Annotated in this window: 24 protein-coding genes, 1 tRNA gene and 1 pseudogene; 16 read left to right on the top strand and 10 right to left on the bottom strand. The window is 70.4% G+C overall.

Annotated features, from left to right (window positions below):
- The first annotated feature begins 20 nt into the window (after nt 1-20).
- On the top strand, nt 21-581 hold the full coding sequence (locus tag ACFYP0_RS07810; protein ID WP_386995484.1) for a hypothetical protein: 561 nt from the start codon (nt 21-23) through the stop codon (nt 579-581).
- 102 nt (nt 582-683) lie between these two features.
- Nucleotides 684-2,015, top strand: coding sequence for an NAD(P)/FAD-dependent oxidoreductase (locus ACFYP0_RS07805; RefSeq protein ID WP_124857748.1), 1,332 nt, complete (start codon nt 684-686; stop codon nt 2,013-2,015).
- Between the two features lie 109 nt (nt 2,016-2,124).
- Here ACFYP0_RS07805 and ACFYP0_RS07800 read toward each other — a convergent pair whose 3' ends face one another.
- Nucleotides 2,125-3,984 carry a hypothetical protein gene (locus ACFYP0_RS07800; RefSeq protein ID WP_124857750.1) on the bottom strand — a complete coding sequence of 620 codons (1,860 nt, stop codon included), beginning with the start codon at nt 3,982-3,984 and terminating at the stop codon, nt 2,125-2,127.
- Between the two features lie 101 nt (nt 3,985-4,085).
- Here ACFYP0_RS07800 and ACFYP0_RS07795 point away from each other — a divergent pair.
- The 4 genes from ACFYP0_RS07795 (at nt 4,086) to ACFYP0_RS07780 (ending at nt 6,350) form a co-directional block, all read left to right on the top strand.
- Nucleotides 4,086-4,166 (top strand) — tRNA-Leu (locus tag ACFYP0_RS07795).
- 106 nt (nt 4,167-4,272) lie between these two features.
- The gene (locus ACFYP0_RS07790) at nt 4,273-5,088 is read left to right on the top strand and encodes a Bax inhibitor-1/YccA family protein (RefSeq protein WP_091394231.1); all 816 of its coding nucleotides are present in this window, start codon (nt 4,273-4,275) and stop codon (nt 5,086-5,088) included.
- Between the two features lie 136 nt (nt 5,089-5,224).
- Nucleotides 5,225-5,983, top strand: a complete 759-nt coding sequence (locus ACFYP0_RS07785) for a Bax inhibitor-1/YccA family protein (RefSeq protein ID WP_386995052.1) — start codon at nt 5,225-5,227, stop codon at nt 5,981-5,983.
- Nucleotides 5,984-6,029: 46 nt separating this feature from the next.
- Nucleotides 6,030-6,350 carry a hypothetical protein gene (locus ACFYP0_RS07780; protein ID WP_124857754.1) on the top strand — a complete coding sequence of 107 codons (321 nt, stop codon included), beginning with the start codon at nt 6,030-6,032 and terminating at the stop codon, nt 6,348-6,350.
- A gap of 11 nt (nt 6,351-6,361) precedes the next feature.
- On the opposite strand, the gene ACFYP0_RS07775 is transcribed toward ACFYP0_RS07780, so the two are convergent.
- Nucleotides 6,362-7,624, bottom strand: a complete 1,263-nt coding sequence (locus ACFYP0_RS07775) for an acetyl-CoA C-acetyltransferase (RefSeq protein WP_124857756.1) — start codon at nt 7,622-7,624, stop codon at nt 6,362-6,364.
- 226 nt (nt 7,625-7,850) lie between these two features.
- On the opposite strand from ACFYP0_RS07775, the gene ACFYP0_RS07770 reads away from it, so the two are divergent.
- From ACFYP0_RS07770 to ACFYP0_RS07755, 4 genes are read left to right on the top strand one after another with little or no spacing between them, the layout of a single operon-like run.
- A complete protein-coding gene (locus ACFYP0_RS07770) occupies nt 7,851-8,774 on the top strand; it encodes a caspase family protein (protein WP_386995049.1) in 924 nt (307 codons plus the stop codon).
- The gene (locus ACFYP0_RS07765) at nt 8,743-12,699 is read left to right on the top strand and encodes an HD domain-containing protein (protein WP_386995047.1); all 3,957 of its coding nucleotides are present in this window, start codon (nt 8,743-8,745) and stop codon (nt 12,697-12,699) included. The genes ACFYP0_RS07770 and ACFYP0_RS07765 overlap by 32 nt, the downstream gene beginning before the upstream one ends.
- Entirely contained in the window at nt 12,692-13,018 is a 327-nt protein-coding gene (locus ACFYP0_RS07760) for a hypothetical protein (protein WP_386995045.1), read from the top strand. The genes ACFYP0_RS07765 and ACFYP0_RS07760 overlap by 8 nt, the downstream gene beginning before the upstream one ends.
- Nucleotides 13,015-13,620, top strand: coding sequence for a hypothetical protein (locus ACFYP0_RS07755; RefSeq protein WP_386995042.1), 606 nt, complete (start codon nt 13,015-13,017; stop codon nt 13,618-13,620). Before ACFYP0_RS07760 ends, ACFYP0_RS07755 begins: the two co-directional genes overlap by 4 nt.
- A 9-nt stretch (nt 13,621-13,629) precedes the next feature.
- Here ACFYP0_RS07755 and ACFYP0_RS07750 read toward each other — a convergent pair whose 3' ends face one another.
- Both ACFYP0_RS07750 and ACFYP0_RS07745 read right to left on the bottom strand, forming a co-directional pair.
- Nucleotides 13,630-14,442, bottom strand: a complete 813-nt coding sequence (locus ACFYP0_RS07750) for an SGNH/GDSL hydrolase family protein (protein WP_357003642.1) — start codon at nt 14,440-14,442, stop codon at nt 13,630-13,632.
- Nucleotides 14,428-15,491 (bottom strand): annotated as a pseudogene (locus ACFYP0_RS07745) (SGNH/GDSL hydrolase family protein); the annotation flags it as partial. The pseudogene ACFYP0_RS07745 and the gene ACFYP0_RS07750, both read right to left, overlap by 15 nt.
- 150 nt (nt 15,492-15,641) lie before the next feature.
- Between ACFYP0_RS07745 and ACFYP0_RS07740 the strand changes: the two are divergent.
- Together ACFYP0_RS07740 and ACFYP0_RS07735 are read left to right on the top strand one after the other, a co-directional pair.
- Nucleotides 15,642-15,998, top strand: coding sequence for a YkvA family protein (locus ACFYP0_RS07740; RefSeq protein WP_112582466.1), 357 nt, complete (start codon nt 15,642-15,644; stop codon nt 15,996-15,998).
- A 73-nt stretch (nt 15,999-16,071) separates the two neighbouring features.
- Nucleotides 16,072-17,442: a cystathionine beta-synthase gene (locus ACFYP0_RS07735; protein ID WP_112679028.1), complete on the top strand. Its 1,371-nt coding sequence runs from the start codon at nt 16,072-16,074 to the stop codon at nt 17,440-17,442.
- A 173-nt stretch (nt 17,443-17,615) separates the two neighbouring features.
- On the opposite strand, the gene ACFYP0_RS07730 is transcribed toward ACFYP0_RS07735, so the two are convergent.
- The 4 genes from ACFYP0_RS07730 to ACFYP0_RS07715 form a co-directional block, all read right to left on the bottom strand.
- On the bottom strand, nt 17,616-18,125 hold the full coding sequence (locus tag ACFYP0_RS07730) for a GNAT family N-acetyltransferase (RefSeq protein ID WP_124854715.1): 510 nt from the start codon (nt 18,123-18,125) through the stop codon (nt 17,616-17,618).
- The gene (locus tag ACFYP0_RS07725) at nt 18,122-19,051 is read right to left on the bottom strand and encodes a ribonuclease Z (RefSeq protein WP_124854716.1); all 930 of its coding nucleotides are present in this window, start codon (nt 19,049-19,051) and stop codon (nt 18,122-18,124) included. The genes ACFYP0_RS07730 and ACFYP0_RS07725 overlap by 4 nt, the downstream gene beginning before the upstream one ends.
- A gap of 368 nt (nt 19,052-19,419) precedes the next feature.
- On the bottom strand, nt 19,420-20,082 hold the full coding sequence (gene msrA, locus ACFYP0_RS07720) for a peptide-methionine (S)-S-oxide reductase MsrA (protein WP_355494430.1): 663 nt from the start codon (nt 20,080-20,082) through the stop codon (nt 19,420-19,422).
- A 71-nt stretch (nt 20,083-20,153) separates the two neighbouring features.
- Nucleotides 20,154-20,579 (bottom strand): HIT family protein, encoded by a 426-nt coding sequence (locus ACFYP0_RS07715; RefSeq protein ID WP_355494429.1) that lies wholly within the window; start codon nt 20,577-20,579, stop codon nt 20,154-20,156.
- A gap of 169 nt (nt 20,580-20,748) precedes the next feature.
- Between ACFYP0_RS07715 and ACFYP0_RS07710 the strand changes: the two genes are divergently transcribed.
- From ACFYP0_RS07710 to ilvA, 3 genes are all read left to right on the top strand, one after another.
- Complete coding sequence (locus ACFYP0_RS07710) at nt 20,749-21,891, top strand: cystathionine gamma-synthase (RefSeq protein WP_091394199.1); 1,143 nt, start codon at nt 20,749-20,751, stop codon at nt 21,889-21,891.
- A 13-nt stretch (nt 21,892-21,904) separates the two neighbouring features.
- The gene (locus ACFYP0_RS07705; protein ID WP_355494428.1) at nt 21,905-23,314 is read left to right on the top strand and encodes an amidase; all 1,410 of its coding nucleotides are present in this window, start codon (nt 21,905-21,907) and stop codon (nt 23,312-23,314) included.
- Between the two features lie 68 nt (nt 23,315-23,382).
- Complete coding sequence (gene ilvA, locus ACFYP0_RS07700; protein WP_355494427.1) at nt 23,383-24,603, top strand: threonine ammonia-lyase; 1,221 nt, start codon at nt 23,383-23,385, stop codon at nt 24,601-24,603.
- A 97-nt stretch (nt 24,604-24,700) separates the two neighbouring features.
- Here the strand turns inward: ilvA and greA are convergent, their stop codons facing one another.
- Nucleotides 24,701-25,198 carry a transcription elongation factor GreA gene (gene greA / locus ACFYP0_RS07695; protein ID WP_124854723.1) on the bottom strand — a complete coding sequence of 166 codons (498 nt, stop codon included), beginning with the start codon at nt 25,196-25,198 and terminating at the stop codon, nt 24,701-24,703.
- Between the two features lie 156 nt (nt 25,199-25,354).
- A complete protein-coding gene (locus ACFYP0_RS07690) occupies nt 25,355-25,795 on the bottom strand; it encodes a DUF4307 domain-containing protein (RefSeq protein ID WP_355494426.1) in 441 nt (146 codons plus the stop codon).
- A gap of 203 nt (nt 25,796-25,998) precedes the next feature.
- Between ACFYP0_RS07690 and mca the strand changes: the two genes are divergently transcribed.
- Nucleotides 25,999-26,880 carry a mycothiol conjugate amidase Mca gene (gene mca / locus ACFYP0_RS07685; protein ID WP_124854725.1) on the top strand — a complete coding sequence of 294 codons (882 nt, stop codon included), beginning with the start codon at nt 25,999-26,001 and terminating at the stop codon, nt 26,878-26,880.
- Nucleotides 26,881-26,919: the final 39 nt, after the last annotated feature.

Below are 26,919 nucleotides of genomic sequence, written 5' to 3'. Positions count from 1 at the left end.
GCGAACGAGAGGCGGGTGCGGTGAGCGCTGTCGTGGAGCGGGTTCGGGCGGTGCAGTACGCCGTCGCTCGCGTCAGCGTGGCCCCGCTGCTGGTCCGGGCCGGGATCTTCGTCATCGTGTTTGCCGGGTTCGCCCTGGCGTTTCCCGCGGAGGTGCTTTCCGGCCGGCCGATCTTCTTCCTGGCGGTGGCTGCCCTGTTGCCCGCGTTCGGGCCGCGCAGGGTCTGGACGACCTTCACGGCGTTGGTCACGGTCGGCGGCTGGCTGCTCGCCACCGACGGGTACGGCCGTCCGGTCGCCCTCTGGCGGCTGCTCGCCGTCGCGGCCCTGCTCTACCTGGGTCACACCCTCTGCGCGCTGGCCGCGCTGCTGCCCTATGACGCGAGGGTGGACCCCGAGTTGATCACCCGTTGGTTGGTGCGGTCGGCCGCCGTGCTGTTGGGTTCCGCCGTGCTCGGCGTGCTGTTGTTGCAGGCGACGGGGACGGGTGGGGGCGCCGGATACCAGTGGGTGACAGTGCTGGGGCTGCTGGTGGCGGTGGGGATGTCAGTGTTGCTGGGCTGGCTGCTGCGGCGTCGGTGACCACCGCGACTTGAGGGTTACGCAGGTCACATGGGTTGTGCTCCGTCACAGATGGGGGGCGCGAGCGGGATTACCTGAGCCGGCCGGGGAAAGATAGACAACGTGAATCCGAAGCGGATCCTTGTGGTTGGTGCCGGGCACGTCGGTCTGTACGCGGCCCTGCGCCTGTCGAAGAAGCTCAGCTCCCGTGAGGCTGAGGTCATGGTGGTTGACCCCCAACCGCACATGACCTATCAGCCGTTCCTGCCCGAGGCGGCGGCGGGCAACATCTCCCCGCGGCACTCAGTGGTGCCGCTGCGGCGGGAGTTGCGCCGGTGCAAGATGGTGGCCGGCACGGTCACGCGGATCGAGCATGACCGCAAGGTGGCCACCGTGCAGCCGATCAGTGGCCCGGCCCGGGAGATCACCTACGACCACGTGATCGTGGCTCCGGGTTCGGTCTCCCGCACCCTGCCGATCCCCGGTCTGCACGAGCAGGGCATCGGGTTCAAGACCATCGGCGAGGCGATCTACCTGCGCAACCACGTGCTGGATCGGCTCGACGTGGCGGCCGCCACGCCGGATCCGGACGTCCGCCGTTCGGCGCTGACCTTCACCTTCGTCGGCGGTGGGTACGCCGGCATCGAGGCGCTCGCCGAGATGGAGGACATGGCTCGCGACGCCCTGCGTTACTACCCGGAGCTCAAGCAGGACGAGGTCCGCTGGGTGCTGGTCGAGGCCACTCAGCGGGTGCTGCCCGAGGTCGACCGGGACATGGGTGCGTACACCGTGCAGCAGTTGCTGAAGCGCAACATGGACATCCGGCTGGACACCCGCCTCGAGTCCTGCGTCGACGGGGTGGTCAAGCTCTCCGACGGTGACAGCTTCCGCTCCGACACGATCGTCTGGACGGCCGGCGTGAAGCCGTCGCCGATGCTGGACTCGACCGACTTCCCGCGCGACGACCGTCGACGGATCACCTGCCTGCCCACGCTCCAGGTGGTCGACGGTGACCAGGTGCTCGAGGGTGCCTGGAGCGCCGGGGACTGCGCCGCCGTGCCGGACCTGACCAAGGAGCCGGGCAACTTCTGCTCGCCGAGCGCTCAGCACGCGGTGCGCCAGGCCGCCCGGATGGCCGACAACATCGCGGCCGTGATCCGGGGTCGCGAGCCGGTGAACTACAAGCACAAGCACGTCGGCAGTGTGGCGAGCCTCGGCCTGCACAAGGGCGTGGCCCAGGTGTACGGGATCAAGATGACCGGTTGGCCGGCCTGGGTGATGCACCGGACGTACCACATGAGCCGGATCCCGTCGTTCAACCGGAAGGTCCGCGTGGTGGTGGACTGGTCGCTGGCGTTCTTCCTCAAGCGTGAGGTGGTCGCTCTGGGTCAGCTGCACGACCCGCGCGAGGAGTTCGTCGAGGCCTCCCAGCCGGTCGGCGCGCCCCGCGTCTGACCAGAGACCGACGCCAACCCCGTCGATCTTGCACTTTCGGATGTCGTGATGCGCCTTCTGGTGCGTTTTGTCCGGGCAGAAAGTGCAAGATCGGCGGGGTTTTTGGTGTCTAGACCCGCCACGTCCACGCGTCGGCGATGCGGGTGGGTGGGCCGTAGAGCTGCTCCAGGGTGGCGCGCAGGCTTTCCGCGTGGGGGGCGTCGTCGGTGAGCGCCACGCAGGAGGCGCCCCAGAAGTCGGCGTCGCGAACGGCCTGGCGGCGCTGCTCGTCGCCGATGGCCGGCTGGTCGCCGCGCCGTGCGACATCCGCCAGAAGCGCGGAGGTGGGCTGTTTGAAGGTGCCCATCGCCGCGGTGCCACCCCTCCCGTACGGGCCGATGAAGAAACCTTCCGGCAGCCCGAAACCGGCGCCGGCGGCGGTCGCCCAGCGCATCGGCCAGGGCTCCTTCGGGGTGGGCAGTGGCACCGGGACCAGCACCCCGCCCGGCGGTACGCACTGCCGCCAGTGGCCGCCGGTGATGAACTCCGGTACGGCGGGTCGTCCGGCGGTCGGCAGGGGGGTCGGGAAGATCGGCAGCAGCGCCACTCCGACGGCCAGGGGCACCAGCCGCCGTGCCCGACCGGAGCTGCGCAGGGCCCGGTCGACCGCGAGCACCAGCAGCGTCGCGACGATCGGCAGCAACGTCAGCGCGAATCGCATCGGCAACGCCCCGTCCACCACCGGCAGCCCTCCGATCAGGGCGTACGGGCCGGGGATCGCCGTCCTGGTGCCGCCGAGCACCACCTCGGGGCCGAGCGAGAGCGCCCCCATCACCAGGCCCGCCGCGACGCAGGCGAAGACCAGCCGGCGTCGCCCGGCCCAGATCGCGCAGACCGCGGTGACCAGCAGCAGTGGCCAGCCGAGGAACGTGTTGTATTCGGCGGGGCCGGTGGTCAGCCGGGCGGACTCGTCGCTGCCGGCCACCGACAGTGGGGAGAGCGTCCACCAACTGCTCAGGTCGGCGGAGAAGTAGGCCGGGGTGAACATCCCGTCGGCGACTCCCTGTGGCCCGGCGAACTGGAACCACAGCGGGTAGCCGAGCACCAGCAGGGCGAGCCCGGCGGCGATCGCCAAGCCGCCGGCGAACCCGGGGAGCGCCCGACGGGCCAGGTCCCGGTCTGCCACGGCGTAGCTGATCGCCATCACCAGCAGCGTGATCGCGGCGAGGAAGAGCACCTCCTCGCCGATGAAGACCTGCGCGCTGATGGCGCCGGCCAGCCCCGCCGCGGAGGTGAACAGCCGACGACGGTCCGGCCCGGTGGCTCGGGTATTGCCGGCCTGGTCAGGGGTGCCGGGCCCCGGGTCGGCCGCACGGAGCAGCCGCACCACCAGCCAGACGATCACCGGCACCAGCCACTGGGCGGTCATGTGCAGGTGGCTGTTGGTCTGCGACACCATGCCGGGTCCGAATCCGCACAGCCCGCCGCCGAGTGCGGCGGCCACCCGGCGGACGCGCAGCGTCCGGTGGAAGAGCAGGTACCAGGCGAGTGCGGTGCCGGCGAGGTTGCCGGCGGCGAGCAGCGCGAAGGTGACAGGTGCGCCCAGCAGCAGGGTGACCGGCGCGAAGAGGACGCCGAGGGCGATCACCGTGGTGTTGGCCATCAGGTTCACACCGTCGGGAGCGTTGAGCCGGTCGGTGAGCAGGTCGAAGTCTCCGAGCAGCGCGCGGGCGTCCACCGCCAGGAACCACTCGTAGAGGGTCTGGTCCTCCGGGTTGAGCGCCAGGATGCGGGCGCCCGGGTCGGGCCACAGCCCGTGGGTGAGCCAGCCGGCCAGCACCGCGAAGATCAGAGCGGCCAGAAGGTCCGCCCGGTGGCGGCGGACGGCGGCCAGCAGCCGGGTGGCCCGGGGTCGGCGGTTGACCTGATCGGCGAGGCGGAATGCCTGCTCAGGCGCGGCGTCGGGGGCCGTGGGGGCTGCGCTGCTCACGGCATCGACCCTAGTGCGGCCAGGCCGGCGGGGTACGCCGGGTCGCCGCAGACCGGCTACGGTGACACTGCACCAGGCGTGTCGGCGCGCCGGTGCCACTCGCCCGGGTGGTGGAAAGGCAGACACGGCCGCCTTAAAAGCGGCTGCCGAAAGGCGTGCGGGTTCGACCCCCGCCCCGGGCACCGGCCGACTCACACATTCTCATTCGTGATCTCCAGGACTTGGGTGTGCCGTCTACTCTTGGAGGGCACGTTCACGTGCAAACGACCCCCTGAGGGAGGCCAGACAGTGAAGACCTCGAACCCGGTGCTCGCCCGGCTCGGCCAAGCGGCCGAGCGGGAGCGCTCCGCCGGGTACGCCCCGGCCGGGCCGTACGGACAGCCCGGCATTCCCCAGCAGTACCCGTCCCAGGCCGGTTACCCGGCCGCGCCGCCGACCGTGGCGCCGATGACCGTCGACGACGTGGTCGTCAAGACGGTCGCTCTGCTCGGCATCCTCGGCATCACCGCCGCGGCCGCCTGGGTGCTCGTGCCCGACGCGCTGGTCGGTACCGCGTGGATCGGCGCGGCGGTGGTCGGCCTGGTCCTCGGCTTGATCATTTCGTTCTCCCGGATGGCCAACCCGGCGCTCGTGATCGCGTACGCGGTCGTCGAGGGTGTCTTCGTCGGCATGGTCAGCAAGGCGTTCGAGACGCGTTACGACGGCATCGTGCTCCAGGCCGCCGTGGCCAGCTTCGGCATCTTCTTCCTGATGGCGATGCTCTACAAGGCGAAGGTCATCCGGGCCACCCCGGCCTTCGTCAAGGGCATGATCGCGGTGATGGTCGGCCTCTTCGCCGTCATGATGATCAACCTGGTGCTGGCGCTGTTCGGCGTCAACACCGGTCTGCGTGACGGCAGCCCGTTGGCCATCGGCTTCAGCCTGGTCTGCATCGTGGTCGCCTCGCTGAGCTTCGTGCTCAGCTTCAAGGAGATCGAGGACGGCGTCCGGATGGGCCTGCCCCAGCGCTACTCCTGGGTGGCCGCGTTCGGCATCCTGGTCAGCCTGGTCTGGCTCTACATCGAGATCCTGCGCCTGCTGAGCTACTTCCAGGGCGACGACTGACCTCGTCCGCACTGTCGACCGGCGCCCGTCCCCACTCCGGTGGGGGCGGGCGCCGTCGTCCGCGCCGTTTGCCCGCCGCCGCCGGTCCGCCCGGGGCAGAGTGACTTCGGGGGGTACGCGGGCGAAGGAGGCGGCGGTGCGCAGCAACAACCCGGTGCTCAACCGGCTGGATGAGCCCGGCCGGGTGGAGGCACGGGTGCTCGGCGCCCGTGACGTCGAGCCGATGACCGTCGACGACGTGGTGGTCCGTACCGTCGGGTTGCTGCTCGTGACCGGCGCGGCCGCCGCGGTGTCCTGGGCGGTGATCCCCGACGCCGTGTGGCTGGGCGCCGCCCTGGCCGGCAGCGCGCTCGCCTCGATCGCGCTGGTCCTGGTCATATCGTTGCGAGCGATCACCAACCCGGTGCCGATCATCGGCTACGCGGTCCTCCAGGGCCTGCTGCTGGGGGTGGCGAGCCGCACCTTCGAGCAGGTCTACCCGGGCATCGTGGTGCAGGCGGTGGCCGGCACCTTCGGCGTCTTCCTCGGCATGGCGGCGCTCTACCGGGCCCGGGTGATCCGGGCGACGCCTCGGCTGGCCCGCCTGGTGATCGGCACCCTGCTCGGCATCGCCGTGCTCAGCGTGGTCAACCTGGTGTCGTACCTGATCAGCGGGCGACCGGGCCTGGCGGGCTACAGCGTCAGCGGGGAGGTCGGCTGGCTGCCGTACGCCATCTCGGTGGTGGCCATCATCGCCGGGGCGTTCAGTTTCATCCTCGACTTCGATCTCGTCGAGCGCTCGGTGCGCGACGGCCGAGCCCGTCGGTACGCGTGGCTGAGCGCGTTCGGCCTGCTCACCGGGTTGGTCTTCCTCTACTGGCAGTTGCTGCGGCTGCTCAGTTACCTGCGCCGCTGACCGGCCCCACCCGGCGCGGTCGGTGCCGGCCGTAGACTCGGCGGCGATGAGCGCAGCGGAGTTGGACAAGGCCGTGCAGTTGCTGGTCCGTCAGATCGCGCACTGGCAGCAGCCCCGGTGGGCGGCGGTCGCGACCGCCGGCAACGTGTCCCGCGCTGACCTGGTGCACCGCCTGGTGCAGGAGATCGCCAACCTGGCTGCCGACGCCGAGGGGGAGCCCCGCCGGGTCGTGCCCCGGCTCGACAACGACCTGGCCCTGCCCGACCAGCTGCGGGTGGTCACGGCGGACCTGCTCGCCGCCGACCCGGGGGCCGAGGCGCTGAGCCGGGCCGCCGCCGAGGTGACGGCGACCCGCAGCGCGCTCTGAGGCAGCTCGGCTCAGTTGAGCCGTTCGAGCACCATGGCCATGCCCTGGCCACCGCCCACGCACATGGTCTCCAGACCGATGGTCTTGTCGTGCCACTCGAGTGCGTTGAGCAGGGTGCCGGTGATCCGGGCGCCGGTCATGCCGAACGGGTGGCCGACCGCGATGGCACCGCCCATCACGTTCAGCTTCTCCTCCGGGATGCCCAGCTCGCGGTAGGAGGGGATGACCTGCGCGGCGAACGCCTCGTTGATCTCGACGAGGTCGACGTCGTCGATGGTCATGCCGGCTCGGCGCAGGGCCTGCCGGGACGCCTCGACCGGTCCGAGACCCATGATCTCCGGCGACAGGGCTGTCACACCGGTCGAGACGATCCGGGCCAGCGGGGTGAGCCCGAGCTCCTCGGCCCGCTGGGCGCTCATCACCACCACGGCGGCGGCGCCGTCGTTGAGCGGACAGCAGTTGCCGGCGGTGATTCGACCGTCTGGGCGGAACACCGGCTTCAGGCCGGCGACCGCGTCGAGGGTGACACCGGCCCGGGGCCCGTCGTCGGTGCTCACCACGGTGCCGTCCGGCGTGGTGACCGGGGTGATCTCCCGGGCCCAGAAACCGTCGGTGATGGCCTTCTCGGCGAGGTTCTGGCTGCGTACGCCGAACTCGTCCATGTCGGCGCGGGTGACGTCGTACACCTGGGCCAGGTTCTCTGCGGTCTGCCCCATGGTCAGGTAGATGTCGGGCAGTTCGCCGGCCTCACGCGGGTCGGTCCACACCTCGGCACCGCCCTGTGCGCGGCGCTTCGAGCGCTCATTGGCCGGCCCGAAGCGGGGGTTCTCCCAACCGCCGCCGACCAGGGCCTGCGCCTCGGGCGGCAGCCCGTCGGAGCTGCCCCGGGCGTAGCGGGAGACCATCTCCACCCCGGCGGAGACGAACACGTCGCCCTCGCCGGCACGGATCGCGTGCATCGCCATCCGGGTGGTCTGCAACGAGGAGGCGCAGTAGCGGGTCAGCGTGGCGCCGGGGACAGTGTCCAGACCGAGGAGGGTGGACACCACCCGGGCCATGTTGAAGCCCTGCTCGCCGCCGGGCAGGCCGCACCCGAGGTAGAGGTCGTCGATCGTGGTCGGATCGAGCGCGGGGATCTTGTCCAGTGCGGCCTGGACGATGGTCGCGGCGAGGTCGTCGGAGCGGACGTCGCGCAGGGACCCCTTGTGCGCCCGGCCGATGGGGGAGCGGGCGGTGGCGACGATGACGGCGTCGCGGGACGACTCAATCGGCATGGACCAACGTTAACCCGCCGGTAACATGGCGCGGAAGAAGCCGGGGTGGCGGGAAATGTCACCCGTCCTGGGGTCTGAAGGCGCGGTCCGTGGCTTGGGGTGTCCAAGACCGAAGGGCACTTCTGTCCGGACTATGACTCGCGCTTGCGTACGGCACGCGTCGTGCTCGGGCTGTGACATGATGTCGCTCCGTCGATCGGCGTCCACCCCCTCGGAGCGACTTCGTATGCCGGAACGTCACGCGCTACTCATCGGAGTGCCGGGCTGCGACGAAGACCTGCTCGGCCCGATCCCGGAAGCGGTGGTGGCCGCCGACGTGACCCGCATGCGAGACGTGCTGGTCGACTCCGACTACGAGGTGACCACGCTGGGTGTCTCACCGGAGCCGCCCGGTGGCGAACGTCGAATAGAACACTCAAGCGCGAGCTGGATCAAGGCCGAGATCAAAGAGGCGTGCCGTCGGGTGCCAGCCGGCGGCACGGTATTGGTCTATTTTTCCGGTCACGGAGTTAACCTTGGCGGTCACGACTATCTCGTACCTTCGGATGCGCGGCAGCTGAGCGGGGACGACGACTTCGATCCCGACACGCTGGTGCCGCTTGACCCCGCCCGTTACCTGGATCGTTCTCGGGCGCGGCTGGTTGTCTTCGTAGTCGATGCTTGCCGGGATAACAGGGAGTCCGGATTCGGAGGCCAGGCCCTGGCAGCGACTCGGGCCAACGTCGCCGCGCGGCCCGCCGAGGGAGCCTTCGTGCTAATCACCGGCTGCGCTCCCGGTCAGGTGTGTGGCTACGACGACCACGGGAGCTACTTCACCCAAACGCTTGGCGACATCCTCGACAAGCGGCACCGAGCGCGCACCGTTGAGGAGATCTTCCGGCACGTCCAGGAGCGGATGCGACGACGATCGCAGCGCTCGGAGGGGCCCGGACAACTGCCGGAGATGAGCGTGGCGCTCTCCGATGCCAGTCTCGACGTGCCCGCTGGTCTGCCGATCTGTTCAGGCGAACAGGTCTTCGAGGCATGGCAGGAGGCGATTCGTGAGTCTCCATTGTGGCAAATGTGCAGGGAGGAGGGGGGGCGACCGGCTGGACCGGCTTCGGATCGGTCTAGCCGAGTTGGTCGAGGATTACGCACGGCAGTGGCGTGATGCTCAGCATCAGTTGGCGCGAGCGGGCCTGACCGACGACTGGGTCGACCACGACTATCCGGTCCGGGTCACCGAGCGTGTGTGCCAACTTGTAGAGGTGACCGGCGGCGAACCGCCCAGAATTTCCATAGCGGAATTGGGGCTGCTGGTGGCGGCTCCTTTCCTCCGCGAGGCGGTGCTTGCCGAAGGGCTGGCCGAAGCAGCGATGATTCAGCCTGCTGACTTCAGCCGCAGCCATGCCGCCGGTGCACGTTCTGACCTGGAAATAACTCACTCCATCCACCAGCACACCTGCCACCGGGCGGAGGGTTTGGCCAGCCGTGGCCGGGACGCCGAGCGGGACATGCTGGCGATGTGGCTGGTGCACCGGTGGCTCGCCGGTCGTCAGGACATCTGGGAGAGCCGACGCTCCTCAGAATTGTGCAAAGGCCTCGCGGCACTGGTACTCGACGAACCGCCGACCGGTCAGGGGCTCTGGACGGCGACTCTGGCTGGCCTCCTGGTCGATGTCCTCTCCGGGCTGGGGTCGGTGCCCGGCGGTCAGACCGGGTACCCCGCCGGCTCCGAAGTGCCTGGCGTCCGGCCCGCTGCCCTCGGAGCGCTGCTCTCCCTCGCGGGCGTACTGGCGGTGGACATCCGTCGTCTTGCCCCGGTGGTCGCCGACCATATAGGCATCCGAGACGCGATTGACCTGGACGAGCTCCGGACCACCGTGACACGGCTCATTTGGGAACCGGCAATGGAGGGGGACACCCGTACGCTCGACCTGCGGACGGTCTGCGCCCATCCAGCTTCCCATGCCGCCCTGCTGGAGGTGAAAGCTCAGGCCGAGCAGGTAAGGGCCGCCGCGGCCCGGCTGGCCACTCTGTCGGATGTGGACGCCGTCTTGCTGGGCGGTCTTCCAACTGCGATCACGGCCAATGGGGTCGTCCCCGCCGGGACCGACGTACGCGGTCAGCGACGCTACGAGACGCCCCTGCTGCGCTTCCGGCTCTCGAACGACAAGATCAAAGAGCTTCTGATGGGACGCCAGCTTTACGGTGATCCGGCCCTGGCGCTACGCGAGCTGTACCAGAACGCACTCGACGCCTGCCGGTACCGGCAGATGCGGCACCGTTACCAGCAGGCGATTGGTGGCCCGCTGCCGCGCTGGCGCGGCACCATCGTGTTCAGGCAAGGGCTGGAGAATGGGCAGCCGTACATCGAATGCTCCGACAACGGCGTGGGGATGGACGCCGAGACCCTGAAGAACACCTTCGCCCAAGCGGGTCAGCGGTTCATTCACGGCGAGACGTTTCGGCAGGAGCAGGCACGCTGGCAGCGTGTCGACCCTGAGCTGCGACTCATCCCCAACAGCCAGTTCGGCATCGGTGTGTTCAGCTACTTCATGCTGGCGGATGAGATTTCCCTGCTCACCCGCCCGACTGACGAGTTCGCCGAGCCGGTGGGCGAGACGCTCAGGATCGACATCAGCAGCAGCGGCAGTCTGTTCCGCCTCCAGCGAGGGCGTGGGGTGCCTGAGGGTGGCACCACCGTACGGCTCCTGCTCACCGGCGAGGAACCCGTCTCCGTCCGTCGTACGCTCGGCGACCTGGTGTGGCTGCCGGAGTTCGACGTAGAGATCCACGAGGCGGGGCGGGGAGTTGAGCGGTGGCGCGCCAACGAGCTGCGACACCGCTCCGGGTTGCCGCCCGTCAAAGTCACCGAGCGGATTTGGTGGGTTGCCGGTGACGGCGGCCTTACCGCCGACGGCATCCGGACCGAGGAGACCGGGTACGGCTATGTTGTGGATCTCCGGGACCAGCAGCGCCCTCGATTCAGTGTGGACCGCAAGACCCTGCGGGACTGGGACCGCGCCTGGGTTGCAGAGGGCTTGAGTCGCGGCATGCCGCGACTCAAAGGGTGGCCTGGCCTGACCCTGCGATGGTTGTGGCACGTCACCGAATCCCGACCCGAGGTGGCTCAGGACATTTATGAGTGGATGACCGCGGAGGGGATGAAAATTTCTCTCGGCGGCGGGTTCGTGACTGGAGGCGTCGAGGTCGATCTGGGTGAGATGGGTTGCGTTCCTGCAGACCGGCACGTGTTGGTGGAGGAGGAGGAGTTGCAACGGTCGATCCCGATCTGGCTCCGTCGGTGGCGGCGTGCCCTTTGGGCGCAAACGGCGCAAGACGGCTATTCGAACGCGATCCAAGATGTGTCGCGTTTTCCAGTGCTGGACCCCTTCGATGGTCACCTCCTGTCAAGGCTCCCCTCGGAGGCAGAAGTCACCCTTGAGGGGTTCGCCAGCCTGGTCAGCGAGGTCGGTTGGCCGGCGGGCGTCGTCCATCGCCGGCTGCTCCGGTATGTCATGGCCGGTCTGGACCTTTCACCCCTGCGCGGGGTGCTGGCCGTCGACTTGGACAACTGTCCCGATCACCTGCTCGACGTTGTGTTAGCGGCGGCAGTCCGTCCGCCCCGGGAGGCCGAGACCGCTTCTGTTCCGATGGCCGTGAGCCTGGTCCTTGCCTCCGCGCGGGAACAGATGCCGCTTCGGGAGGTCATTGAGGAAGCGCGTCCGCTGCTGCCACCGGAACACCCACTGCTCGAAACTGATCTCGGCGTTCTCGGTGATCACATTTGCGAGCAGACGGACGCAGAAATGCTCTCTCAGGACCTGGACGGGTTCTCCCCTTGGATTGGAAGCCAAGTGTCCTTCGTGCATCTGCTGCACGTGGCCTCGCTGACTGGCCAGGTTCTTGAGGATGTGTGGGCGAATTTTGAACGGTTCCGCCCGCTGGGCTATCGGACCCCGATTCCAGCCGAGGTTGTGGCGAGTCTGACCCGAGTGGAGCGACGGGCACTGATCAACGCGGGGGCGACAGCGACGCTCAGCCCTCTCGCCCTCTTCGTCACCGCCGGCCTCGTCGGAGTGAGCACCCACGACGTCTCCCGCCAGCTGAGCCGGCTCGAGTCGCTCGGGATGTTACGCCTCCCAGACCCGTCGACTTTGCCCGACCTGATCCCGGACCCGGCCGCATCCAACTTCGTGCAGGCGATGGGCACTGCGAGCCTGGGGAGGTGGCAGACAGCCGGCGCGGTCGTCGCCTCACTCCTGCTGGAGGACGAGGATAGCGGCGCGTCAATCGGAAAAGGTGGTAAGCGGACAATCCTGGCTTTTGCCCTGCCGGACTGGACGGTGTCGGGAGCCCAGCTGATCTGGCTGGCGGCCTACACCGAGCTTCCACTGTTCGAGTGTCTTGATCGGCTTCAGGAACACCGCGGCCGGGGGGTAGTGCCCGAATCGCTAGTCGACCTCGTGAACCAGGATCCGGACCTCCGGCCACGGCGTCAGGATCTCGAACTGCTTTTCGTGAATGACGCGGCCGGGCCGGTATGGCAGCTTGTCAGTCCGGCGCAGCTGGTCCATGACGCCGTGCGATCGGGCACCACCGTTGGTGAACGGCTCAAAGTCCTTCAGCGGTACCGGCATCTCGGCGCTCTGCTCCCGCAACCACCGGCAGATCGGTTGGCCGCCCTCCACGAGCTCTTGCCGAACAGCCTGGATCTCAATCTCCTGCGAATTAAAAAGGGGGAGGATCGATTCCGAATCTCGCCGCTTACCCTGTTGCGGCGGGCCGGGAGCCTGGGGCTGAGGCTCCGGCAGGCGCAGGAGCGGTTGGACCTCTACACGCTGCTCGGCCTTGAGTTCGACTATGACCCCGCCGACGTTCCGGACGACCTCGTCGGATGGGAGGACGTGATTCTGCTCACCACGCATCTTGACGGTGCCGCGCCTGCCGTCGAGGGGCCGGTCTCAGAAGAGCATATATGTCGCGCAGCGGACCTGCTCGGGGTTTCTCGGGACTGGATTTCTGAGCGGCTCCAGCATTACGCCCCACTATTCGGGCTCTCCGTGCCGGACGGAAAGGATATCGATGGCTAACCCGATTCCCGCCCATCGTGACGTCTGCTATGCCGAGCAGGCGTATGGCCTGCTACCTGGCTTTGAGGTCCTGGTGGACGACAACGGGATTGGCGTCAGCGGCACCTGTCCCGCCTGCCAGGGGCGGACCAGCAGCGACCACGAGGTCGGTAGCCCGCAGGGTTACAAGGGGGTGTTCCCGCGTAGTCGCAACGTCGTCCCGGTCCTGCCCCCTGGCTCCTTCACGGTCATTTGCGCCTGCGGCTATCCGCACGCGGAACGCCCTGCCGAGGCCGGCGAGTCCGGATGTGGGGCGTACTGGAAGGTGAAGGTCGAGTGACCATCGCGGAGAAGCGGTGGGCGCAGTTGGCGCAGGAGGCCCAGTTCCATCAGTTGGCGACGGCCCGCAAGCAGGCGGAGGGGTGGCGGACAGGGCTGGCAGGGCTGACCGCCCTGCTGGGTGCCGTGTTGATCGTCAAGGGGCGGAGCGACATCGGCGATCTCCGTCCGGGGGTCCGCTATCTGGTCGTGGTTCTGCTGGCGGTTGCCTTCGTCCTGCTGGTCAGCGCCTCGTTGGTGGCGCTGCGGGCCGCCTCCGGCTGGCCGGACGAGCGGATCTACCTCACCGGAGAGTCGCTGCGAGCCTGGCACGGCGTGGAAAGCTGCCGGATCCAAGGGCGGGTACGCGATGCTGCCCGGCTGATGGTCGTCGGACTGCTCGTCCTCGCGGTCGCAGTCGGGACCACCTGGCTCGGGCCGGCGGAAACGAAGACCGGTGTGCCGCTGTTACGGCTTGACACCCCAAGCGGCCCGGTCTGTGGCGCGCTGGTCGGAGCTCGGGACGGGCAGATCGTGCTGACGGTACCGGCGGGCGGGAAGGGCAACGCTCGGGTTGTCCCGCTTGCAGAGATCGCGCACTTGACCGTCGTCTCGGCTTGCTGACCCGTCTGCCTAGCGCCGCGTCGTGGCCGCCGCCGCGGCGACGACGGCGGGCAGCAGCGCGTGCGCCCACACCCGGTAGCCGTCGGCGGAGGGGTGGAAGCCGTCCCGGCAGAGCGTCCCGGCGTCGGCCCGGAACACCGGCCCGGTCTCGGTGGCCAGGTCGACCACCGAGCCGCCCGCCTCCAGCACGGCCGTGGTCTGCGCGCGGGCCACCCGACGCCCGGACCAGCCGACCACCTGGCGTAGGGGAGGCGCGATGGCACGCACGGCCCCGAGGTCGGGGCAGGTGCCCACCACCACCTCGACGCGCGCCTCACGCAGGCGGTGCACCGCCGCGCCGAGATAGGCCGCCGCGTCGGAGGGTCGGCGCAGCCCGGTGGCGTCGTTCGCGCCGATCAGGATCAACGCCACGTCGGGCCGCTCACCGAGCAGGGCCCGGGCCACCTGGGTGGCGAGGTCCGTCGAGCGGGACCCGGAGACGCCGACGCTGGACAGGTGCACCCGGCGGCCGGTCGGGCCCTCGGCGAGCAGGTTGGCCAACTGCCCGCCGATGGTGTCCTCCAGACGGTCGACACCGACGCCCAGTGCCGACGAGTCGCCCAGCAACACCAGTCGCAGCGGGGCAGCGCCCGCCCGCCCGATCGTGGCGCGCAGGGCCAGACCGAGCTCCGGTTCGGCGTAGCGTCGGTGCCGGGCGATGAACGCCTCACCAGCGAGGACGGCGGCGCCTCCGACGGTGCCGGCGAACAGCGAGATCGCCGCCGCCCGACCCAGTCGGCCGGCGAGGCCGGAGGTCACGCTCCGTGCGCTGCGCTCGTTCATGCCAGTCCCTCCACTGTCGAGGTGTCCGAGGCGGACCCGTGCTGAGGCACCGCGCCGACACCGAAGAACGCCCGTCGGCGCAGCTGCGCCCACCGGCCGGCCGGCCCTCGGTCGCGGCCCCGGACCTGGACGCCACTGACCTCCGTGCCGGCGTGTCGAGCCGCCTCCTGCGCGGCCTTCGGCAGCGACCGTACGCCGTCGCCGAGCCTCAGTGTGGCCCGTCGTTCCGGCGTCGCGCCGAGGGCGGAGAGCATCGTCGGTAGGAGCGCGGCGGCGGCCATCGCGTACCCCTCGGCGGAGGGATGGAACCGGTCCCAGGCGAACATCCGGGTCGGCTCGGCCGCGAACCGGGGGCCGAGCAGGTCACCGAGGGAGACCGTCCGCCCGCCCGCCTCGACCACGGCCACCGTCTGGGCGGCGGCGAGTTGGCGGCTCCAGCGGTGCGCCAGCCAGCGCAGAGGTGGCTGGATCGGTCGGATGGCGCCCAGGTCGGGGCAGGTGCCGACGACCACCTCGCACCCCGCGTCGCGCAGGGTGTGCACCGCCTCGACCAGGTAGCGCACCGCCAGGCCGCGCGGGGTGCGGTTGGTGATGTCGTTGCCGCCGATGAGGATCACCGCGATGTCGGGTCGGCACTCCAGCGCCGCCTCCACCTGGTGGCGCAGCGCCGCCGAGATGGCGCCGACCACCGCGAAGCGGTGCAGCTGCACCGGCCGGTGCAGTCGACGGGACAGGCCGGTGGCGAGCAGCGCCCCGGGCGTCTCCCGCCGGCGGTGCACCCCGTAGCCGGCGGCGGACGAGTCACCGAGCACGACCATGGTGAGCGCCGGGCCGGGGAACTTCGCGCCGTACATCCCGTCGCAGCGGGGCGGCGGCGCCTCGGCCATCGGGATGGTCCGTCGAGCCTGGCGTGCCTGGCCGACCAGCACCCCGCCGGTCGCCACCGCCGCCGCCGCGGTGGCGCCTGTCCCGATGGCGGCCAGCCGGACGAACCGCCGGGCCTGCCGCCAGCGCTCACCACCGGGTACGACGGAATGTGCCACCCCCATACCGCGACATTATCGCGCTGGCCCGACACACCGCTGTCGTCGTGACGGCACCGGGGTGCCTGGAAACCGACGCGACGGGGTATCTGGGTTCCAGAGGCCGGCCGACTTGCGCCGACCCGCCACGCTGATCCGGCGGAGAGGAGCGCGACGATGGGTAAGACACTGAAGCGCAGCGCGGCGTTCACGGCCCTGGCGCGGGCCCTGGCGGCAGGGGCGCGCAACGGGCCGTCGATCGGCACGCGGTTGGCCGCGCTGCCCCGGATGATCCGGGCCACCACCAAGGGGGAGTACGACGGCGGCCTTCGGCTGGCCCTGATGACCGCGGCGACGGCGTACATCGTCTCGCCGATCGACCTGCTCCCGGAGATCCCGCTGGCGATCTTCGGGCTGGCCGACGACGCGGTCATGGTCACCTGGTTGGCCGGCAGCGTGCTCGCCGAGACCGACCGGTTCCTGGAGTGGGAGGCCCGCCGCAGCTCGGTCATCCCCGGGGGGCTGGTGCCCTGACGACACGTACGCTGGGCGGTGAGCAAACGTCTTCCCGGCCGCCCACCGCCGGCGCCGCAACGAAGGGCACACCGTGCAGTACTACGACAACGTCGTCGACATGATCGGAAACACCCCGCTGGTGCGTCTGCGTAACGTCACCGAGGGCATCCAGGCCACCGTGCTGGCCAAGGTGGAGTACGTCAACCCGGGCGGCTCGGTGAAGGACCGGATCGCGCTGCGGATGGTGGAGGACGCCGAGGCCGCCGGCCTGCTCAAGCCCGGCGGCACCATCGTCGAGCCGACCAGCGGCAACACCGGCGTCGGGCTGGCCCTGGTGGCCCAGCTAAAGGGCTACAAGTGCGTCTTCGTCTGCCCCGACAAGGTCAGCCAGGACAAGCAGGACGTGCTCCGGGCGTACGGCGCCGAGGTGGTGGTCTGCCCGACCGCCGTCGCGCCGGAGGACCCGCGCTCGTACTACAACGTCTCCGACCGGCTGACCCGGGAGATCCCCGGCGCCTGGAAGCCCAACCAGTACAGCAACCCGGCCAACCCGCGCTCGCACTACGAGACGACCGGCCCGGAGCTGTGGAAGCAGACCGACGGCGAGCTCACCCACTTCGTGACCGGCGTCGGCACCGGCGGCACCATCTCCGGCATCGGCCGGTACCTCAAGGAGGCGTCCGACGGGCGGGTGCGCGTCGTCGGGGCCGACCCGGAGGGCTCGGTCTACTCCGGCGGCACCGGCCGGCCGTACCTGGTGGAGGGCGTCGGCGAGGACTTCTGGCCGGAGACGTACGACCGGGGTGTCGCCGACGAGATCGTGGAGGTCTCCGACAAGGCGTCCTTCGAGATGACCCGGCGACTGGCCCGCGAGGAGGGGCTGCTGGTCGGCGGTTCCTGCGGAATGGCGGTGGTCGCCGCCCTGGAGGTCGCCCGCCGGGCCGGCCCGGACGACGTGGTGGTGGTGCTGCTGCCCGACGGCGGTCGTGGCTACCTTTCCAAGATCTTCAACGACTCGTGGATGGCCCGGTACGGCTTCCTCGACAACTCGGGCGCAGAGCCGACGGTGGCCGACGCGCTGGCCAGCAAGCCGGGCGGGCTGCCCGAGCTGGTGCACGTGCACCCGACCGAGACCGTACGCGACGCGATCGACTACATGCGCGAGTACGGCGTCTCGCAGCTGCCGGTGCTCAAGGCCGAGCCGCCCGTGGTGACCGGTGAGGTCGCCGGTTCGATCGCCGAGCGGGACCTGCTCGACGCGCTGTTCACCGGCCAGGCCCACCTGCACGACACCATCGAGCGGCACATGGGCGACCCGCTGCCGATGATCGGTGGTGGTCAGCCGGTGAGCGAGGCGGTGGGCATGCTGGAGAAGTCCGACGCCGCCCTGGTGCTGGTCGACGGCAAGCCCAAGGGTGTGCTCACCCGCCAGGACCTCCTGTCCCACCTGGGCGCCCACTAGTACCCCCACCCGCCCCGTCGCTCCCGCCCCGCCCGCCGCCGCCGCCGATCTTGCACTTACTGTCGCCTGAACGTCGCTATTGCGGCGCTTTGTCCCGACAGGAATTGCAAGATCGGCGAGGTGGGGGCGGGGTGGGGGCGGGGTGGGGACGGGGTGGGGGCGGGGTGGGGCGCTCAGAGGGGGCGGGTGTAGCGGAGTTGTCGGGTCGGTGCTGAGCCGATCGCCTCGTCTCGTTCGTCGCCGGTCGGGGTCCAGCCGCCCCGCTCGTAGAACGAACGGGCGTGGGCGTTGTCCCGCAGCACCCAGAGCACGGCACGCCGCCAGCCTTGCGCCCGCATGGCGTCCAGGGCGTCCACCATCAGGGTGCGGCCGACGCCGCGCCCCTGCTCGGCCGGGTCGAGGTGGATCGCGTTGAGCAGCCCGGTGGCGGGGTCGTCCTCGTCGTCCGGGCCCAGGTGGCTGAACCCGACCAGCGCCCCGGCCCGCTCGGCCACTGTCATCCGGTGGGTGTCCCGCTCCCAGATCCACCGCTCGACCCAGTACCGCCCCATCGCCTCCGGTGTCGGGTCGGCCAGCGCCTCGGCCGGCAGGAAGGCGGAGTACGCGGCGACCCGGGAGCGCTGGTGCAGGGCACCCACCGCCATCAGGTCGCCTTCGGTCGCTGGGCGGAGCGTGACGGTCACCCGGCCGAGGCTACCCGGCGCGGCGGGAGCTGCACCGTGGTCAGATCCTCGGCGATGATCAGATCACCGTCGAAGTGCGCGCGCGCCTCGTCGTGGAACCGGCGCGGGTCCGGGTAGCGCTGGGAGAAGTGGGTGAGCACGAGTCGGCGTACCCCGGACTCGGTCGCCACGCGCGCGGCCTGCCCCGCGGTCAGGTGGCCGACCTCGGCGGCGAGCGCGGCCTCCGACTCCAGGAACGTCGACTCGATGACCAGCAGGTCGGCGTGCTCGGCGAGGGCGTACACCCCGTCGCAGAGGCCGGTGTCCATCACGAACGCGAACCGCTGCCCCGGCCGGGGCGCGCTCACCTCGGCCCGGGTGACGCGGCGTCCGTCGAGGTCCAGGTGCCCGACGCGGATCAGCTCGCCGACGGCCGGTCCGGCGATGCCGTACGCGGCCAGCTTCTCCGGCAGCATCCGGTGCCCGTCCGGCTCGACCAGCCGGTAGCCGTACGTCTCGATGGGGTGCCGGAGCCGGCGTGCCTCCAGCGTGCCGCAGCGCAGGGCGATCCGCTGCCCGTCCGCCTCGATGGGCTCGACCCGCAGCTCGGCCGTCTCGTAGAAGGAGGTGGCGTACCGCAGCCGGGCGAAGTATTCGGCGCCGCCGGCGGGGAAGTGCACGGCGACCGGGTGCGCCACCCGGTCCAGGGAGAGTCGCTGGATGGTGCCGGGCAGGCCCAGGCAGTGGTCGCCGTGGAAGTGGGTGACGCAGATCCGGGTCAGGTCGGTGGCGGTGACCGTCGTGTGCAGGAGCTGACGTTGGCTGCCCTCACCCGGGTCGAAGAGGATCACCTCGTCGTCCCAGCGCAACACGTACCCGTTGTGGTTGCGCTGACGGGTCGGCGCCTGGCTGGCCGTCCCCAGCACCACCAGCTCGCGCATGGACATGGCCACTCCCGCGGATATGGAGCGACCCCCGGGGCGCTCCGCGCATGTGCGCGGGCCGGCTGGACTTGGCCGGCACCCCGGGGGTCGGGTGGCTGTCGTGGATTCGCCGCACCGCTGCCACACGGTCTCGACGATGGTGCTTTTTGCCCGCCTCGCGGCAGGCCGATCACTGTCGAGGACAGCGGCTAGCTGACAGCCACCTCACGAGTCCGATTGCTATACAAGTCTGGACCACCTCCTTTCACGTGTACGGCCACGTTATCGAGTTCTCGTCGGGCTCGGCAACGGATTTCGATCACAGGCCGAACGGGAATGCCCGGCACACCTCATCGGCGGCCGGGCATCACACGTGTGGTGGTACGTCGTGGTCAGCCGCCGACTCGGGCGACTCCGACCGGGCAGCTCAGCCCGTTCGGGCCGTGGTTGCAGTACCCGTTCGGGTTCTTGGTCGGCGCCAGGTACTGCTGGTGGTAGTCCTCGGCGAAGTAGTAGCTGCCGAGCGGGGCGATCTCGGTGGTGATCTCACCCTTGCCGGCCCGCGTCACGATCGGCTGGAACGCGTCCCGGGACGACTCCGCGATGGTCCGCTGCTCGTCGGTGGTCGTGTAGATCGCCGAGCGGTACTGGGTGCCGACGTCGTTGCCCTGGCGCATCCCCTGGGTCGGGTCGTGGTTCTCCCAGAAGACCTTCAGCAGATCCTCATAGTTGATCTTGCTGGGGTCGTACACCACCTGGACGACCTCGGCGTGCCCGGTCCGGCCGGAACACGTCTCCTCGTACGTGGGGTTCTTGGTGATGCCACCCGCGTAACCGGCGGAGGTGGTGTAGACGCCAGGCAGCGTCCAGAACAGCCGCTCGGCACCCCAGAAACAGCCCATGCCGAAGACCGCGACCTGAAGGCCCTCAGGGAACGGGCCCTGCAACGGGGTGCCCAGCACCTCGTGGCGGTCGGCGACCGGCATGGCGATCGGACGGCCCGGCAGGGCCTGGTCGGGCGAGACCATATCGGCGTTCATTCGGCGCAAAAACACGGTGGGATCTCCTCTCGTACCACTCCCAGCGTGTAACACCGGAGGGTCCACCTTCCTTACCCGCGTGACCGTCAGTCAGGCCCACCGGGGAGCGCCGCCGCGATCCGGTCCGCGTACGTCTGGGCCTCGGTGTCGTCGCCGTACCGGGTGCGCGGCCAGAAGAAGCCCCGCAGTCCGTCGCCCTTCGTGCGTGGGACCACGTGGGTGTGCAGGTGGGGCACCGATTGGGACACCTTGTTGTTCATCGCCACGAACGTCCCACCGGCACCGAGAGCGGTTTCCACCGCCACCGCCAGCCGCTGGACCATGGCGAAGTAGTCGGGCAGCAGGTCGGCCGGCAACTCCGCCAGGGTCACCAGGTGCACCCGGGGCACCACCAGGACATGCCCCTTGAACACCGGCCGGGTGTCCAGGAACGCCACCCCGTCCGGGGTGTCGGCCACCCGGAACGCCGGCACCTCGCCCGTCACGATCCCGCAGAACACGCAACCGCTCATCGGGCCAGGCTATGTCGGCGGCCTCGCGGGTCGCGGTGCCCCCCACGCGTCAATCGACTGTGGTACTCATCTACGTGAATGGATGAGCTCGGGCGATCCCGGCCATCGGCTCCCACCGGGAGCGCGGGTTCCGTTCCAGCCCTCGGGACGGGGCACTAGCCTCACCAGAATGAGTCACGGCTTCGAGACGCTCGCCATCCACGCCGGTCAGGACCCCGAGGCCCGCACCGGCGCGGTGATCCCACCGATCTACCAGACCAGCACGTACGCCCAGGACGCCGTCGGCGCACCTCGCCTCGGCTACGAGTACAGCCGCTCCGGCAACCCGACCCGTGATGCACTCCAGGAGTGCCTGGCGGCGCTGGAGGGCGGGCCGGTGGGGCTCGCCTTCGCCAGCGGCCTGGCGGCGGAGGACACCCTGCTGCGGGCCGTGTGCCAGCCCGGCGACCACGTGGTGATCCCGGACGACGCGTACGGCGGCACGTACCGGCTCTTCGCCCGGGTCGCCCAGCGCTGGGGCCTGGAGTTCAGCCCGGCCAAGGTGTCCGACCCGGACGCGGTCCGGGCGGCCGTGCAGCCCGGCCGCACGAAGATCGTCTGGGTGGAGACGCCGACCAACCCGCTGCTCGGCATCGCCGACATCGCCGCCCTGGCAGCCGTGGCACACGATGCGGGCGCCCTGCTGGTGGTGGACAACACCTTCGCCTCGCCGTACCTCCAGCAGCCGATCGCCTTCGGCGCGGACGTGGTGGTGCACTCCACCACCAAGTACGTCGGCGGGCACTCCGACGTGGTCGGTGGCGCTCTCGTCGTCGCCGACGCCGGGCTCGGCGAGGAGTTGCGCTACCACCAGAACGCGATGGGCGCGATCAACGGTCCGTTCGACGCCTGGCTCACCCTGCGGGGCATCAAGACCCTCGGGGTACGCATGGACCGGCACTGCGACAACGCCGAGCGGCTCGCCGCGTACCTCGACGGTCACGCCAAGGTCGCCCAGGTGCTCTATCCGGGGCTGCCCTCGCACCCCGGTCACGAGGTGGCCGCCAAGCAGATGCGCCGGTTCGGCGGCATGATCTCGTTCCGCGCCGCCGGTGGTGAGGACCACGCCGTGGACATCTGCAACCGGGCCAAGCTCTTCGTGCTCGCCGAGTCGCTGGGCGGTGTGGAATCCCTGATCGAGCACCCGGGTCGGATGACACACGCAAGTGCTGCCGGCTCGCCGCTTGAAGTTCCCGGCGATCTCGTGCGACTGTCTGTCGGCATCGAGACGGTCGACGACCTACTCGCCGATCTGGAGCAGGCGCTGGGCTGACCGCTGGGGGAGGATGGCCGTGCAGGACATCATGGCGACCTGGGTCGGAGCGACCGCAAAGCAGATTGCCCGGGGCGTACGCCGAGGTGACGTCTCGGCGACCCAGGTCGTCGCCGACCACCTCGAGTACATCTCCCGAGCCGACCGTGAGCTGGCCGCGTTCCGCGCCGTTCGCGGCGGTGAGGCGATCACCGAGGCGGAGAAGGTCGACGAGCAGGAGGACCTGGCCAACCTGCCGCTGGCCGGGGTTCCGGTGGCGGTCAAGGAGAACACCCCGGTCGCCGGCCTCCCCACCTGGAACGGGTCGGCCGCCGCCCGCACCGACGTGGCGGAGGCCGACCACGAGGTGGTGCGTCGGCTGCGTGGTGCCGGTGCGGTGATCCTCGGCGTGACCCGGATGCCCGAGCTGGGGCTGTGGGCACTGACCGACGACGACAGCGCGGTGACCCGTAACCCGTGGGACAGCACGCGTACCCCCGGTGGGTCCTCGGGTGGTGCCGCCGCCGCGGTCGCCGCCGGGCTGGTCCCGATCGCGCACGCCAACGACGGTCTCGGCTCGATCCGGATTCCCGCGGCCTGCTGCGGGCTCGTCGGGCTCAAGCCCGGTCGGGGCGTGGTCCCCTGCCAGCTCGGGGCGGACGACTGGTTCGGTCTCACCGAGCACGGCATGCTGACCAGCACCGTCGCCGACGCGGCGGTCGGCTTCTCGGTGCTCGCCGGCCGGCGTCCCGAGAAGCTGGTTCCCCCGCAGCGGCTGCGGGTGGGTGTCTCGCTGCGCTCCCCGGTGCGCGGTGTCGCACCGGACGCGCCCAACCGGGACGCGGTCGCCGCCGCCGGTCGGCTCCTCGCCGCCGCCGGGCACGACACCGTGCCGGCCGATCCGGTCTACCCGACCGCGCTCGGCCTGCAGGGCATCGCCACCTGGTTCGCCGCTGCCGCAACCGACGTCCGGGCCTCCGGTCTGGACCGGCGTGGCCTGCAACGGCGTACCCGGCGGCACGTCGCGTTCGGCGAGTGGGCGCAGCGTCGCGGCTACGTGCGGGAGGCGGACCGGGCCGCCTGGCGGCAACGGTCGGTCGACTTCTTCACCGATCACTCGGTCGACCTGCTGCTCACCCCGGCGCTGGCCAGCGCGCCACCGGAGGCGGCCCGCTGGTCGGAGCGGTCCTGGCGGGCGAACATGACAGCCAACATCCGGTACGCCCCGTACGCCGCACCCTGGAACATCGCCGGCCTGCCGGCGGTCGTCGTGCCGGTCGGCCGCCGCCCGGACGGCCTGCCGGTCGCCGTGCAGCTGGTCGGTCCGCCCGGCTCGGAGCTGCTGCTGCTCGGTGTGGCCGGTCAGTTCGAGATGGCCGCCCCGTGGACGCGCCACGCTCCCGGTTATCCCCGCGTCGAAACGGGGTCGTCGGCCACCGCGTGATCGTCTCCCGCACGCCTCGCAGCGGTGTCGCCGCAGGGTGCCCCGGGGGCGAATGGCACGATCGGGGCATGACGGAACTGGTCGGTCTCGACGACGTGCGGGCCGCACGGGAGTTGCTCGCTGGCGTCACCCGCACCACCCCACTGGAGCCCTCCCGGCCGCTCAGCGCGGCGCTGGGCGGGCCGACGTGGCTCAAGTGCGAGAACGTGCAGCGCGCCGGCTCGTACAAGGTGCGGGGCGCCTACGTGCGGATCTCCCGGTTGTCGGCGGCGGAGCGGGAGCGCGGCGTGGTCGCGGCGAGCGCGGGCAACCACGCGCAGGGAGTGGCTCTCGCCGCCGGCCTGGTCGGCACGCACGCCACCGTCTTCATGCCGGTCAACGCGCCGCTGCCGAAGGTGGCCGCCACCAAGGGGTACGGCGCGCAGGTCGAGTTGGCCGGGAACACCGTCGACGAGTCGCTGGTCGCGGCGCACACGTACGCAGAGCGCACCGGCGCGGTGCTGATCCACCCGTTCGACCACCCCGACGTGATCGCCGGGCAGGGCACGGTGGCGCTGGAGATCCTCGAACAGTGCCCGGAGGTGAAGACGATCATCACCGGGGTGGGTGGCGGCGGTCTGATCTCGGGCATGGCGGTGGCGGCGAAGGCGTTGCGCCCGGACGTCCGGATCATCGGCGTGCAGGCGGCCGGTGCGGCGGCGTTCCCGCCCTCGCTGGTGGCCGGGGAACCGGTCCGGCTGCCGGTTTTCTCCACCATCGCCGACGGCATCGCGGTCGGCCGGCCGGGCGAGATCACCTTCAATCACGTGCGCAAGCTGGTCGACGAGATCGTCACGGTCTCCGAGGAGGACATCTCCCGGGCCCTGCTGATGCTGCTGGAGCGGGGCAAGCAAGTGGTCGAGCCGGCCGGTGCGGTCGGTGTGGCCGCGCTGCTGGCCGGTGTGGTCGAGGTGGAGACGCCGGTGGTCGCGGTGCTCTCCGGCGGCAACATCGACCCGCTGCTGATGATGCGGGTGATCGAGCACGGGTTGGCCGCGGCGGGCCGCTACCTGCGGGTGACCGTGCGCTGTTCGGACCGGCCGGGGCAGCTCGCGTCGCTGCTCAGCCAGATCGCCGAGCACCGGGCCAACGTGGTGGACGTGGAACACCAGCGGGCCAACCCGCACCTCGGCCTCGGCGAGGTGGAGGTGGCGCTGTCGGTGGAGACCCGTGGTGTCGAGCATTCGGACACCCTGATCAGCGCCCTGCGGGCCAGCGGCTACCAGGTGGTCTTCGCGGCCGAGGCGTGACACCTGTGGGTGCCACGCCTCGGATGCGCAGTGTGTCGGCAGCGGGGTGCCGGCGTCGGTCGACCCGGCCAGCAGCGGGTGACGCGATCGGCGACGGTCAGCCGGAGAACGGCTCGAAGCTGACCACTGTCACCTTGATGTCGGCGCCGCTGGGCGCCGTGTAGGTGCAGGTCTGCCCGGCGCGGCCGCCCAGGATCGCCTTGCCCAGCGCGGACTCGGGGCTGTAGACGGTCAGGTCGGTGGTGGCGGCGATCTCCCGGGAACCGAGCAGGAAGGTCTCGGTGTCGTTCGTGTCGTCGTCGAAGTAGATCGTCACCACCATGCCGGGCGACACCGCGTCCGCCGTCGGCGCCGCGCCGACCTTCGCGGTGCGCAGCAGCTCCTGGAGGTAGCGGATGCGGCCCTCGGCCTTGCCCTGCTCCTCGCGGGCGGCGTGGTAGCCGCCGTTCTCCTTCAGGTCGCCCTCCTCGCGCCGAGCGTTGATCTCAGCTGCGATCGCCGGACGGTTGGCGATGTGCTCGTCGAGCTCGGCCTGGAGGCGGTCGTACGCGTCCTGCGACAGCCAGGTGGCGGGCGCCTCGTTGCCAGTGGACACAGGCGTTCTCCTCAGTTGTGCGTGGCTGGCTGACAGGTGAACTACCAAGTTACCAGTGCGGAACGACACAGCGTGTCGGCCAACACCGCCGGTGTCCGGATCCGACACCGCCGCTAGGCGCCCCGTCAGCCCCGCTCTTGGCGCTGTTCGGGCAGCTCAGGACGGTGGTAGGCAGCGCAGGACCTCGCCGATGAACGGCCGCGCGGTGGTGGCCAGGCGGTGCTGGGTCGTGACGTGCCGATCCCCGGGATCGGCGGTCACGGTGACCTGTTCGCGGCCGACCTCGGCACCGGCACGGTCCCGGGCGCGCAGCACGCAGACCGCTGATCCACCGGCCGGGACGGTCACCCGAAAGTCGACAAGCACCTGCTTGTCGGTGATGTCGGTGTACGTGATCACCTGGGCGTCGTAAACCGGGTCGCCGTACTGGTGGTAGAGCCGGACCGAAATCGCGGTCAGCGTCGCCACGAGCGCCAACAGCGCCAGCGCGGCCAGCAGCGTACGGCGGCGCTTTCCGCCCGGCGCCCGACGGCGGCCGTAGCGTCCGGCCGGGAATACCGGCGCGCCTGGTGAAATTGTGGCGTGCGTCTCGGTCACCGGCGGGTATCTCCTGGCGTTGTTGTCGGCGGCATCGGCAAGAATGACAGAGCCCCATCCTCCCACCCCGTCCAGCGGCAGGAATGGCAGGTCATGCCCGGCGCTGGTGGCCGGTGACAGGGTGCGGTGAGGAAAGATCCCGGCAGGTCAGCCGGTCGAGCCCGGTCGGGTCCACCGTCCGGCACAGACGAGGAGCGCCGAAGTTGGCAGAGCAACTGCGTCTCATGGCCGTGCACGCGCACCCGGACGACGAGTCGAGCAAGGGCGCGGCGACGACGGCGAAATATGTCGCTCAGGGGGTGGACGTCCTGGTCGTGACGTGCACCGGTGGCGAGCGCGGGAGCGTGCTCAACCCCAAGCTCGACCGACCCGACGTGTGGGCCAACATCGGCGAGATCCGGCGCGCCGAGATGGACGCCGCGCGGGCGATCCTCGGCGTCGACCAGGCCTGGCTGGGCTTCGTCGACTCGGGTCTGCCCGAGGGTGATCCGCTGCCGCCGCTGCCCGAGGGCTGTTTCGCCCTCCAGGACGTCGAGGTCGCCGCGGGCCCGCTGGTGCGGCTGATGCGCGAGTTCCGTCCGCACGTGGTGACCACGTACGACGAGGAGGGTGGCTACCCGCACCCGGACCACATCATGTGCCACAAGGTGAGCGTGGCCGCGTTCGAGGCCGCCGGTGACCCGGAGCGCTACCCGGAGCTGGGCGCGCCCTGGCAGCCGCTGAAGCTCTACTACGACATCGGCTTCTCCAAGGGCAAGATCATGGCTCTGCACGAGGGCATGCTGGCCGCCGGTCTGGAGTCGCCCTACGAGGAGTGGCTCAAGCGGTGGGAGGATCGCCCCGACAAGGGCCCGCGGATCACCACCCGGGTCGAGTGCGCCGAATACTTCCCGGTCCGCGATGACGCGCTGCGCGCCCACGCCACCCAGGTCGACCCGGACGGCTTCTGGTTCCACGTGCCGATGGAGCTCCAGAAACGCGCCTGGCCGACCGAGGATTACGAGTTGGCCCGCTCGATGGTCGACAGTCCGCTGCCCGAGTCCGATCTCTTCGCCGGGGTGCGGGAGACGGCGCACGCGCGCTGATTCCCGGCAGGGCTACCCTGGTTACCAACCGCACATCGG

The organism is Micromonospora arida (genome assembly GCF_042873195.1).
Lineage (GTDB): Bacteria > Actinomycetota > Actinomycetes > Mycobacteriales > Micromonosporaceae > Micromonospora > Micromonospora arida.
Note: the sequence above shows the minus strand (reverse complement) of the source record. Positions and strands in the feature narration are given on the sequence as shown.

What these genes read in the sequence shown, in the direction of transcription:
- ACFYP0_RS07710 (WP_091394199.1), top strand. Translation starts at nt 20,749, where the DNA reads ATGAGTCACGGCTTCGAGACGCTCGCCATCCACGCCGGTCAGGACCCC.
- ACFYP0_RS07740 (WP_112582466.1), top strand. Translation starts at nt 15,642, where the DNA reads ATGGGTAAGACACTGAAGCGCAGCGCGGCGTTCACGGCCCTGGCGCGG.
- ACFYP0_RS07760 (WP_386995045.1), top strand. Translation starts at nt 12,692, where the DNA reads ATGGCTAACCCGATTCCCGCCCATCGTGACGTCTGCTATGCCGAGCAG.
- ACFYP0_RS07725 (WP_124854716.1), bottom strand. Translation starts at nt 19,051, where the DNA reads ATGTCCATGCGCGAGCTGGTGGTGCTGGGGACGGCCAGCCAGGCGCCG.
- ACFYP0_RS07715 (WP_355494429.1), bottom strand. Translation starts at nt 20,579, where the DNA reads ATGAGCGGTTGCGTGTTCTGCGGGATCGTGACGGGCGAGGTGCCGGCG.
- ACFYP0_RS07705 (WP_355494428.1), top strand. Translation starts at nt 21,905, where the DNA reads ATGGCCGTGCAGGACATCATGGCGACCTGGGTCGGAGCGACCGCAAAG.
- ACFYP0_RS07770 (WP_386995049.1), top strand. Translation starts at nt 7,851, where the DNA reads ATGCCGGAACGTCACGCGCTACTCATCGGAGTGCCGGGCTGCGACGAA.
- ACFYP0_RS07775 (WP_124857756.1), bottom strand. Translation starts at nt 7,624, where the DNA reads ATGCCGATTGAGTCGTCCCGCGACGCCGTCATCGTCGCCACCGCCCGC.
- ACFYP0_RS07750 (WP_357003642.1), bottom strand. Translation starts at nt 14,442, where the DNA reads ATGAACGAGCGCAGCGCACGGAGCGTGACCTCCGGCCTCGCCGGCCGA.
- ilvA (WP_355494427.1), top strand. Translation starts at nt 23,383, where the DNA reads ATGACGGAACTGGTCGGTCTCGACGACGTGCGGGCCGCACGGGAGTTG.
- ACFYP0_RS07780 (WP_124857754.1), top strand. Translation starts at nt 6,030, where the DNA reads ATGAGCGCAGCGGAGTTGGACAAGGCCGTGCAGTTGCTGGTCCGTCAG.